The sequence below is a fragment of the Kosakonia pseudosacchari genome (assembly GCF_900184035.1).
Classification (GTDB): Bacteria; Pseudomonadota; Gammaproteobacteria; order Enterobacterales; family Enterobacteriaceae; genus Kosakonia; species Kosakonia pseudosacchari.
The window spans coordinates 72,863-80,911 of sequence record NZ_FXWP01000006.1 but is presented as its reverse complement, the minus strand read 5'-3'; the positions used below and the strand labels follow the sequence as shown (position 1 = coordinate 80,911).

The window sequence follows — 8,049 nt, the reverse complement described above, 5'->3', positions numbered from 1 at the left end:
TATACTACGCTTTCCCGCCGTGAAGTCAACTGTTTATTTTCAGATTTCTTCACCTGACAGGCCGGTGTATTTGCCGTTGTGCCGTGTCAGTGGTGGCGCATTATAGGGCGTTAATTCCCGCTGACAAGCATAAATTTAAAAAAAGTTTTCGTTCGCTTAATTTTCAGTCGCAACGGCCGCTAATCGGCCGATTTGCACTTTAATTGAGCGATTTCGCGGGCAAAATTCGCCACATGCTGCCAGTCGGTATAAACAACTTCCTTGGTGGGATCCGTTTCGCCACCGGTCATCTTCATAATCAGTTGAATCATCAAGCGGTCATACCAACGATAATGGGGATAACGCAGCGCACCGGCAAATACCGCGCATTGATCTGGCTGCCACGGCGAAGAGAGTAAAAATTTGCGCGTATAGCTATTAGTTTGCGGAGAACTTTTCTCAGGCTTACGCGCAACAAGGTTAACGGAGTAGAACGCGCTCGGTAGCGCATTCAACTGCTGCAGATGCTTTTTCACGAAGCTCGCCAGCGCCGGGTGGAAATGGCCGTAACGGATAGACGCGCCAATGACCACGCGCTCATAGTTATCCCATTCAATCTCTGGCGTACGGTTCAGGTTCACCACATCCGCATAAATACCGAGCTCTTTCAGCTCGGACGCCAGATAAGAGGCGATTTCCCTTGTTTGCCCATCCCGGGTCGAAAATAGAATCAATGTTTTCACGTCACACTCCCTTATTCGCGCCAGAAAGTTGGGGTAAACAGTACCAACAATGTGAAGACTTCAAGGCGACCAAACAGCATATTCGCGATGAGGATCCACTTCGCCACCGGGTTCATACTCGCGAAGTTATCAGCAACGACGCCCAACCCCGGCCCCAGGTTATTCAGCGTGGCGACAACAGAAGCAAAAGCAGAAAAGTCATCTACGCCCGTGGCGATAATCGCCAGCATGCTGACAATAAACACCAGCGCATAGGCAGAGAAAAACCCCCATACCGCTTCAAGAATACGTTCCGGCAATGCGCGATTCCCAAGCTTGATGCTGTAAACCGCATTCGGGTGCACCAGACGTTTCAGCTCACGGTTACCCTGTTTGAACAGCAGCAATATGCGGATCACTTTCAAACCACCACCGGTAGAACCCGCACAGCCACCAATAAACGCCGAACACAATAGCAGCACCGGCAAGAACAGCGGCCAACGCGCAATACTGTCGGTAGTAAACCCGGCAGTGGTTGCCATCGATACCACCTGGAAGAAGGCCTGGTTCACCGTCGTCACCGCAGAGCTGTAAACGTCGTGGAACCACAGCACCACGGTGCAGATCACCACCAGCGTCAGTTGCACGCCAATAAACATTCTGAATTCAGGATCGCGCCAGTAAACTTTCAGGCTGCGCCCACTCAGTAAAGAGAAGTGCAGGCCGTAGTTACAGCCGGATATCAGTAAGAAAATAGCAATGATGGTGTTGATAGTTGGGCTATTGAAGTAACCCACGCTGGCATCATGTGTCGAGAAGCCGCCAATGGCGATGGTCGCGAAGCTATGCCCGATGGCGTCAAACGCGGGCATCCCGGCAAACCACAGCGCCAGCGCGCAAGCCACGGTCAGCAATACATAGATAAGCCACAGCGTTTTCGCCGTTTCGGCAATACGCGGACGCATTTTGTTATCTTTCAGCGGCCCGGGCATCTCCGCGCGGTAGAGCTGCATCCCCCCCACGCCCAGAATCGGCAGTATCGCGACCGCCAGGACAATGATCCCCATCCCGCCGAACCATTGCAGCATCTGACGGTAGAAAAGAATGGCATGCGGCAACGAGTCCAGCCCCACCAGCGTGGTCGCCCCCGTGGTCGTCAGGCCAGAGAAGGATTCAAAAAAGGCGTCGGTCACCGTCAGGTTCGGGCTTTCCGAGAAAATAAACGGCAGCGCACCCACACTTCCCAGCACGGTCCAGAACAGCACGACGATCAAAAATCCTTCGCGGGATTTCAGTTCCTTTTTCTCCCGACGGTTTGGCCACCACAGGATGGAGCCAATCACCAGCGCAGCGAAAAAGGTCTGGGTAAATGCACGACCCGCACCATCGCGGTAAATAAGGGCTACCAGTCCGGGTAAGATCATCGTTCCGGAAAAGAGGATAACCAGCAGTCCAACGATTCGGGTTATGGCGCGAAATTGCATCTCTGCCGCTTCCTTAGGTGTTCAGAAAATCAGGTGGGGGATTATTCTTCAGTTTTTAACAATTGCAATGCGCCACGACTAAAATCAGCAAGCCTTGCTGAAAATGCGTCCAGTCTGCTGTGAGGAAGCGCCACTCGCAGATGTACGGAAGCCTGATACTCGCTTGCGACAATTTTCCCCTCAAATTGCCCAAGCAGCGTTTCAACTCCGGCGAGCTGTGCGTAATCGCACCACAAAGTATATTCGGTTAATGGCATTTTGCGGACGGTGGTTAACAGGCTTAACGCCTGCTGCACACCGCCACCGTAAGCTTTCACCAGTCCACCGGTTCCCAGCAGCACGCCGCCATAATAACGGACCACCACGGCGGTAATTTCGCCGATACCGCTGCCCATTAACTGCGAGAGTATCGGTTTACCCGCCGTGCCCGCCGGTTCGCCATCATCAGAAAAGCCTAGCTGCTGCGAATCATCCGGCGCACCTGCGACCCACGCTACACAGTGGTGACGCGCGTCCGGATGTTCCGCCCGAACGGCGTCGACAAACGCTTTTGCCGCATCGACACCGTCTGTATGCGCCAGCAGCGTAATAAAGCGGCTCTTTTTGATCTCCTCGCTAAAGGTGACCGGTGCCGCCGGGATCAGCCAGCTCTCCATTACGCCAGCTTCTGGTCCCGCGTCATGTTTTCAATGCCGTTTTCGTGGATAACCACGTTATCTTCAATACGAATGCCGCCAAACGGTTTCAGCGCATCAATTTTTTGCCAGTTAAAGTGCTTACTGAGCGGGCCATCGCGCCACGGCGCTAACAGCGACTCAATAAAGTAGATACCCGGCTCGATGGTCAGCACCATGCGCGGTTCCATCACACGCGTGCAACGCAAATAGGGGTATTTTGATGGCGCAGCCAGATGCGTACCGCTGTCATCTTGCATAAAACCGGCGACGTCATGCACTTGCAAGCCCAGCGGGTGACCAATACCGTGCGGCATAAACGGCCCGGTAATGTCCTCCTCAACCATAGCTTCTTCACTGATATCGGTGATGATTTGGTGGCGACGTAATAGCTTCGCGATACGCTGATGGAACTGCACATGGTACTCCACGTAATTGACACCCGCTTTCATGGTGGCAATCAGCGCCAGTTGCTCATCATTAACGTCTTTCACCAGTTGCGCGTAATCGGTATCGCTGTTCGCCGCCCAAGTACGCGTCAGATCAGCGGCATAGCCGTTGTACTCCGCACCAGCATCCAGCAAGAAACTGCGCATTTCCGCCGGCGCACGGTGATCAAGCTTCGTGTAATGCAGCACAGCGGCGTGTTCGTTCAGCGCCACAATGTTGCCATAAGGTACGTCTGTATCGCGATGGCCAGTGGCAGTCAGATAGGCGAGGTTGATGTCGAACTCGCTCATGCCTGACTGGAAGGCTTCATGCGCTGCGCGATGACCAATCACCGCCGTCTTCTGCGCTTCACGCATACACGCCAGTTCATAATCGGTTTTATACGCGCGGTAATAATGCAGATAATCGATCACCCCTTTCGGGTTGATATTGTTTGCCGCGATATCAAGGCTCAACGCACGTTCCGCAACAGGTCCAATATAAGCGATGTTGCCGCGCGCGGCTGGCAGTTGGCTGCCAATGCCGTCCGCTTTCGGCAATGCAATAACGTCAATTTCTTCGGTCCAGAAACTGGTCGGCAACGGTTCCACGTTATGCCAGTAGTCAACCGGCAAGTAAAACCACAACTTCGGTTTATTCACGCCATCCACCAGCAGCCAGCAGTTCGGCACCTGTGTTACCGGTACCCAGGCCTTAAATTGCGGGTTCACTTTAAACGGATAAGGATGGTCATCAAGAAAGACGTTAAACAACTCGCCGGAGTGAATAAGTAACGCGTCGAGTTTAAACCGCGCCAGCACATCACGCGTGCGTTCCTGCAAAGTAACAATATGATTTTTATAAAGTTCAGCCAGTGAGTCCATCGTTTTTCCTTCTGTTTCTTGTGACCTCAAGTTTTCGCATCTTAGCACACCTGCCCGCAACTGAGTGATTTCCGCCGAGCGTGATCGGCGCTGCATTTTTTTAATGAGTTATTTGCATTTTATTAACATAAAAACCACACTCCGCTTCATCTGGTACGACCAGATCACCGCTGGATTCAGGAGACTGACATGCTCTACAAAGGCAATAACCTGTACCTCGACTGGCTGGAAGACGGCATCGCAGAACTGGTGTTCGATGCGCCTGGCTCAGTTAACAAGCTTGATACCGCCACGGTCGCCAGCCTTGGCGAAGCGCTGGGCGCGCTGGAAAAGCAACCAGATTTAAAAGGGCTGCTGCTGCGTTCAGAAAAAGCGGCCTTTATTGTTGGCGCCGATATCACCGAATTCCTCTCCCTGTTCCTGGTGCCAGAAGAACAGTTGAGCCAATGGCTGCACTTTGCTAACAGCGTCTTTAATCGTCTGGAAGATCTGCCCGTTCCGACGATCTCCGCCGTGAATGGCTATGCCCTCGGCGGTGGCTGCGAATGTGTACTGGCGACAGACTACCGCTTAGCCACACCGGATCTGCGCATTGGCCTGCCGGAAACCAAACTCGGCATCATGCCGGGCTTTGGCGGCTCGGTGCGTATGCCACGTTTGCTGGGTGCCGATAGCGCACTGGAGATCATTGCCGCCGGGAAAGATGTCGGCGCGGAACAAGCGCTGAAAATCGGCCTGGTTGATGGCATCGTCAAACCGGAGAAACTGCGCGACGGCGCGGTGGCGATCCTGCGTCAGGCGATTAATGGCGATCTCGACTGGAAAGCCAAACGCCAGCCGAAGCTGGAGCCATTGAAGCTGAGTAAAATTGAAGCCGCCATGAGCTTTACCATCGCCAAAGGCATGGTGATGCAAACGGCCGGAAAACACTATCCGGCACCGATCACGGCGGTAAAAACCATTGAAGCCGCCGCCCGATTTGGCCGCGAGGAAGCGCTGAAGCTGGAAAACCAGAGCTTTGTTCCGCTCGCGCATACCAATGAAGCCCGCGCGCTGGTCGGGATTTTCCTGAATGACCAGTATGTGAAAGGCAAAGCGAAGAAACTCACCAAAGAGACTGAAACGCCAAAACATGCCGCTGTGCTGGGCGCGGGCATTATGGGCGGCGGTATCGCTTACCAGTCGGCCTGGAAAGGCGTGCCGGTATTAATGAAAGATATCAATGAGAAATCTCTCGCGCTTGGCATTAATGAAGCGGGCAAGTTACTGAATAAGCAGCTTGAACGCGGCAAGATTGATGGTCTGAAGCTGGCGAACGTGATTGCCACTATTCAGCCGACGCTGGAATACGCTGGTTTTGAGCGTGTCGATGTGGTGGTGGAAGCGGTCGTTGAAAACCCGAAAGTGAAAAAAGCGGTACTGGCAGAAACAGAAGACAAGGTTCGCGCCGATACCGTGTTGGCCTCTAACACCTCGACGATTCCTATCAGCGAACTGGCAAGCGTGCTGAAGCGTCCGGAGAATTTCTGCGGTATGCACTTCTTTAACCCGGTACACCGGATGCCGCTGGTTGAAGTGATCCGTGGCGAGAAAACCTCCGATGAGACCATCGCGAAAGTGGTGGCCTGGGCGAGCAAAATGGGCAAAACGCCGATTGTGGTCAATGACTGCCCCGGCTTCTTTGTAAACCGCGTGCTGTTCCCCTATTTCGCCGGTTTTAGCCAGTTACTGCGCGACGGCGCGGATTTCCGCAAAGTCGACAAAGTGATGGAAAAACAGTTTGGCTGGCCGATGGGCCCGGCTTATCTGCTCGATGTCGTCGGCATTGACACCGCGCATCATGCGCAGGCCGTGATGGCGGCTGGATTCCCGCAGCGGATGCAGAAAGATTATCGCGATGCGATTGACGCCCTGTTTGATGCAAATCGCTTTGGGCAGAAAAACGGCCTCGGTTTCTGGCGCTATAAAGAAGACAGCAAAGGCAAACCGAAGAAAGAAGAAGACAGCGCCGTGGACGCCATGCTGGCGGAAGTCAGCAAAGGCAAACAGGATTTCAGCGACGATGAAATTATCGCCCGTATGATGATCCCGATGGTCAACGAAGTGGTGCGTTGCCTTGAAGAAGGCATCATCGCCAGCCCTGCGGAAGCGGATATGGCGCTGGTTTACGGCCTGGGCTTCCCTCCGTTCCACGGCGGCGCGTTCCGCTGGCTGGATACACTCGGCAGCGCGAAATACCTCGATATGGCGCAGCATTATCAACATCTTGGCCCGCTGTATGAAGTCCCGGCCGGGCTGCGTGAAAAAGCGCGCCACAACGAACCTTACTATCCTGCGGTTGAACCTGCGCGCCCGGTGGGCGATTTGAAAACGGCTTAAGGAGTCACAATGGAACACGTTGTCATTGTCGATGCGATTCGCACCCCGATGGGCCGTTCAAAAGGCGGCGCATTTCGCAATGTTCGGGCAGAAGATCTTTCCGCTCACCTGATGCGCAGCCTGCTGGCGCGTAACCCGGCGCTGGACGCAAACGCTATCGACGACATTTACTGGGGCTGTGTGCAGCAGACGCTGGAGCAGGGTTTTAACATTGCCCGTAACGCCGCGCTGCTGGCTGAGATCCCACATTCTGTACCCGCCGTAACGGTTAACCGTCTGTGCGGCTCCTCAATGCAGGCGTTGCACGACGCGGCACGCATGATCATGACCGGCGATGCGCAGGTCTGTATGGTCGGCGGCGTAGAACATATGGGTCATGTACCGATGAGCCACGGCGTGGATTTCCATCCGGGTATGAGCCGTAACGTCGCAAAAGCGGCGGGAATGATGGGGCTGACCGCTGAAATGTTATCGCGCATGCACGGCATCAGCCGTGAAATGCAGGATGCCTTCGCCGCTCGCTCCCATGCTCGCGCCTGGGCCGCGACGCAATCCGGTGCCTTCAAAGCCGAGATCATCCCTACCGGCGGTCATGATGCGGACGGCGTACTGAAACAGTTTACCTATGACGAAGTGATCCGCCCGGAAACCACGGTTGAAGCGCTATCAACGCTGCGCCCGGCCTTTGATCCGGTCAGCGGCACCGTTACCGCTGGCACCTCTTCGGCGCTGTCAGACGGCGCATCGGCAATGCTGGTGATGAGCGAAAGCCGCGCCCGTGAGCTGGGTCTGAAGCCGCGCGCGCGTATTCGTTCGATGGCGGTTGTTGGCTGCGATCCGTCGATCATGGGCTATGGCCCGGTTCCGGCTTCTCAACTGGCGCTGAAAAAAGCCGGATTGACCGCCAGTGATATCGATCTGTTTGAGATGAATGAAGCCTTTGCCGCCCAGATCCTGCCGTGTATTAAAGATCTGGGCCTTATGGAGCAGATCGATGAGAAGATCAACCTCAACGGCGGCGCGATTGCGCTTGGTCACCCGCTGGGCTGCTCCGGAACACGTATCAGTACCACGCTGCTGAACCTGATGGAACGCAAAGACGCACAATTTGGTCTGGCGACCATGTGCATCGGGTTAGGTCAGGGGATCGCCACGGTGTTTGAACGCGTTTAGCGCTTCAGGCAGGAAAAGTGCTATCTCAATACCATGAACGCCAGAGCAAGGCGGCAACAGAGCGGATCCCTGGCGCGCAGCCGGGGTGAGCAAAAGCAGCCAGCAGTGCTGATGGCGATTAGGGCAAAGAGAAAAGGTCTGTCAAGCCATTGGTGCCAGAGCAAGGCGGCGAATGAGTGAATACCCCGCAGCATAGTGGTATGTAACCGGGGTGAGCGAAAGTAGCCAACACCGCGATGGCGTCAAGGTAAAGAGAAGGTTTAGTTGCCGTTCTTCCCGCCTGTCAGGGGCGGGTTTTTTATTTCTGTTATTTGGCAGGCAGCCA

The 8,049-nt window shown here is 54.6% G+C and carries 6 protein-coding genes; 2 read left to right on the top strand and 4 right to left on the bottom strand.

Features of this window, described 5'->3' with window-relative positions:
* Positions 1–179: 179 nt before the first annotated feature.
* The 4 genes from hemG to pepQ are packed head-to-tail and all read right to left on the bottom strand — an operon-like array spanning position 180 to position 4,172.
* Positions 180–722 carry a menaquinone-dependent protoporphyrinogen IX dehydrogenase gene (hemG, locus tag BN2591_RS01640; RefSeq protein WP_086868525.1) on the bottom strand — a complete coding sequence of 181 codons (543 nt, stop codon included), beginning with the start codon at positions 720–722 and terminating at the stop codon, positions 180–182.
* An 11-nt stretch (positions 723–733) separates the two neighbouring features.
* Entirely contained in the window at positions 734–2,185 is a 1,452-nt protein-coding gene (trkH, locus tag BN2591_RS01635; RefSeq protein WP_020456050.1) for a Trk system potassium transporter TrkH, read from the bottom strand.
* A 41-nt stretch (positions 2,186–2,226) separates the two neighbouring features.
* A complete protein-coding gene (locus BN2591_RS01630) occupies positions 2,227–2,841 on the bottom strand; it encodes an IMPACT family protein (RefSeq protein ID WP_020456049.1) in 615 nt (204 codons plus the stop codon).
* Positions 2,841–4,172: a Xaa-Pro dipeptidase gene (pepQ, locus tag BN2591_RS01625; protein ID WP_086868522.1), complete on the bottom strand. Its 1,332-nt coding sequence runs from the start codon at positions 4,170–4,172 to the stop codon at positions 2,841–2,843. Before pepQ ends, BN2591_RS01630 begins: the two co-directional genes overlap by 1 nt.
* A gap of 189 nt (positions 4,173–4,361) precedes the next feature.
* Here pepQ and fadB point away from each other — a divergent pair, with 189 nt between their 5' ends.
* Positions 4,362–6,551 (top strand): fatty acid oxidation complex subunit alpha FadB, encoded by a 2,190-nt coding sequence (gene fadB / locus BN2591_RS01620; RefSeq protein WP_086868519.1) that lies wholly within the window; start codon positions 4,362–4,364, stop codon positions 6,549–6,551.
* A gap of 9 nt (positions 6,552–6,560) precedes the next feature.
* Complete coding sequence (fadA, locus tag BN2591_RS01615) at positions 6,561–7,724, top strand: acetyl-CoA C-acyltransferase FadA (RefSeq protein ID WP_086868517.1); 1,164 nt, start codon at positions 6,561–6,563, stop codon at positions 7,722–7,724.
* Positions 7,725–8,049 lie beyond the last annotated feature (325 nt).